A 2,556-nucleotide genomic window follows, 5' to 3' on the forward strand; every position below is an offset into this window, starting at 1 on the left:
CAGTGCACGCACTCCGACGCCGCGCGCTGATCCGACGTGATCCGAAAGAGAGCCCCTAGTCTTCGCGCCGGGTCTCGCGCTGGAGATCGGCCACGTGGTGGAGGGCGGTCTTGAAGGCGGCGTACTCCCGCGCGCCCAGGGCCTTCGCGTGGCGCTCCTCGATCGAGCGCATGATGGCGGCGGCCGCCGCCATCTGGAGCAGGCCTCGTTCGGTGGGGTGGATCAGTTTGGCGCGGCGGTCCGCGGGGTCGGGTCTGCGTTCGACGTAACCCAGGCGTTCGAGGTCGTCGACGAGGGTCCCGATGACCTGCTTGTGCTGTCCGGAGGCGCGGGCGAGTTCGCTGGCCCGGATGCCGTCGGTACGCAGGTAGGCGAGTACGGCGCCGGCGCGGGGCTGGATGTCGTCGAAGCCCTGTTCGGCGAGCACGGTGAACAGCTCGCGCTGGACGGAGAAGAGCACCCGGGCGGCGAGCACGCCGAGGTCCGGTTCCGCCGCCTGGTGTCCGCTCAACGCCTCTCCCGCTTCCGCCGTCTTTGGGCCCGCCCCGCGTTCCGCCCTGTGACCAGCAACTTTAGTCGCCCGCCCGGTGGGCTCGGGCGGCACCCCAGGCGCTCCGGCGCCCCGCCCTGACCAGTGCTTGCGCCCCGGGGGACAGGGGTATAGCGTCGAAGTAGTCACTAATCTTGACTATCAAGATTAGTGACTACTGGCCGCCAACGGAGCCGTGGTTCAACCCGAAGGAGCGCACGATGAACGAGCACAGCAAGTTCCTGGAGCCGGTCACCCGGGAGAACGCCGCCGTGGTCCTGGTCGACCACCAGGTGGGCCTGCTGTCCGGTGTCCGGGACATCCCGCTCGGCGAGCTGAAGCACAACGTGGTGGCGCTGGCGCGCGCGGCGACCGTGCTCGGCATCCCGCTGGTCGTCACCACCACCGCGGCCGACAGCATGTGGGGGCCGACCACCCCGGAACTGGTCCAGGCCCTGCCGGCCGGACAGCGGATCATCGACCGCAGCACGGTCAACGCCTGGCACGACGGCCGGGTCCGCGAAGCCATCGAAGCCACCGGGCGGCAGAAGCTGATCTTCGCCGGAGTGTCACTGGAAGTGTGCGCGGCGCTGCCCGCGATCGCCGCGACGGCCGCCGGGCACCACGCGTACGTCGCCGTGGACGCCTCCGGCACCTTCAGCCAAGCCAAGCGCGAAGCGGGACTGCTGCGCATGCAGCAGGCGGGCGTCACCGTCTCCGACTACGCCACCCTCATGGTCGAGGCCCTGGCCGACAACGCCGCCCCCGAGGCCGGCGACCTCTACGCCGCCCTCGACATGCCCTTCGCCGTCCTGGTCGGCCAGATCTCAGCGGCCGCCCGCCCCGCGTAACGGCCCGCGTACCCACCTCACCCGGCCATCGCCGACCCACACCACGGGGGGATGTGCCTCGCCCCGTCGCCTGTCAGTACCAGCTGGCATGCTGCCGGGCAGAAGAGGACGGCAACGGGTGGCAAGGGCTGTGTGCGATGGGTTTTGAGGGCGGGGTCTGGCGTCTGGTGCGCGGGGAAGAGCTGGTGGGCGAGATCGTGGTCGAGGAGACGGACTTCCCCTGGCTCCACGGGCGCTTCGTGCCGGGAACGGCGTTCCCCGCCGTCCAGCCGCTCTTCGCCCGTTCGCTCGCGCTGTCCGAGGCTGAGGACTGGGAGGCCTTCGACGACGCGTACGACGAGATCACGCGCACCGTGTCGATGCTCTCGCCCTCGGGCCCGGTCGCCGAGTTCCTGCTGCACATCCAGGACGACAGGGCTTGGTTCCGGTGGAGCGACGAGCCGTTCGAGGACGCGGACGGGCCGTTCGAGGACGTGGACGGGCAGGGCGGACGTGAGGCGGGCAGTGCCGGACCATCCGCGAGAAGTGACGTCGACGTCGACCACGGCCTCGACCTGCCGGTGATGACCTGGGAGCGGTTCTGGCAGTTGATCGAGGTCCTCGGGGGCGAGGCCGGTACCGAGACGTGCGAGCGCCTCGAAACCGCCTGCGCCCGCCTCACCGAGGTTCTCGCACGCGAACCGCTGGGCCAGATCATCGGCTTCGGTGAGCGTCTCGCCGAGGCGCTGCACCGCCTGGACCAGGAGCAGTTCGGGACGCTGCCGATCACCGGGGCGGTGTTGCCCGACGGCTCGCCGTTCCCTCAGTCGAGCGACCACTTCCTGTACGCGCGAGCTGCGGTCGTGGCTGCGGGCCGCGGCGTGTACGAGAGCATGTTCCACGATCCCGAACGGTTCGCTCCGTACACCGCGCGACAGTGTGAACCGCTGCTCTACGTGCACGAGGAGGCGTTCGAGCTCGTGACCGGGACGGAGTGGGACCGCCTCACCCGCTACGACTACGAGTCCTGCTCGAACGCGGACGGCTGGCCCGAGCTCCGCGGCTGAGCGCCGCCTGTCGCAGAGCACCGTTCGCCGCAGGCCCGGGCCCCGCTCGGGGGGCGAGAGGGGGCGGGGTTTCTGGCGGGGGGAGGGGCGCGCGGCGGCCCCGCGGGCCGGGGCGGGGGGGGCGATAAGC

General features: G+C 71.0%; 3 protein-coding genes. 2 read left to right on the plus strand and 1 reads right to left on the minus strand.

All coding sequences use genetic code 11. The features are described 5' to 3' along the window. Window positions 1–55: 55 nt before the first annotated feature. Window positions 56–511, minus strand: a complete 456-nt coding sequence (locus ACFV61_RS31800) for a MarR family winged helix-turn-helix transcriptional regulator (RefSeq protein WP_063351892.1) — start codon at window positions 509–511, stop codon at window positions 56–58. Between the two features lie 239 nt (window positions 512–750). On the opposite strand from ACFV61_RS31800, the gene ACFV61_RS31805 reads away from it, so the two are divergent. After that, window positions 751–1,380 (plus strand): isochorismatase family protein, encoded by a 630-nt coding sequence (locus tag ACFV61_RS31805; protein WP_380495399.1) that lies wholly within the window; start codon window positions 751–753, stop codon window positions 1,378–1,380. A gap of 185 nt (window positions 1,381–1,565) precedes the next feature. Then, window positions 1,566–2,426: a DUF4240 domain-containing protein gene (locus ACFV61_RS31810; RefSeq protein WP_380495401.1), complete on the plus strand. Its 861-nt coding sequence runs from the start codon at window positions 1,566–1,568 to the stop codon at window positions 2,424–2,426. Window positions 2,427–2,556: the final 130 nt, after the last annotated feature.

The sequence above is a fragment of the Kitasatospora sp. NPDC059817 genome (genome assembly GCF_042731835.1).
In the GTDB taxonomy this organism is placed as follows: domain Bacteria; phylum Actinomycetota; class Actinomycetes; order Streptomycetales; family Streptomycetaceae; genus Kitasatospora.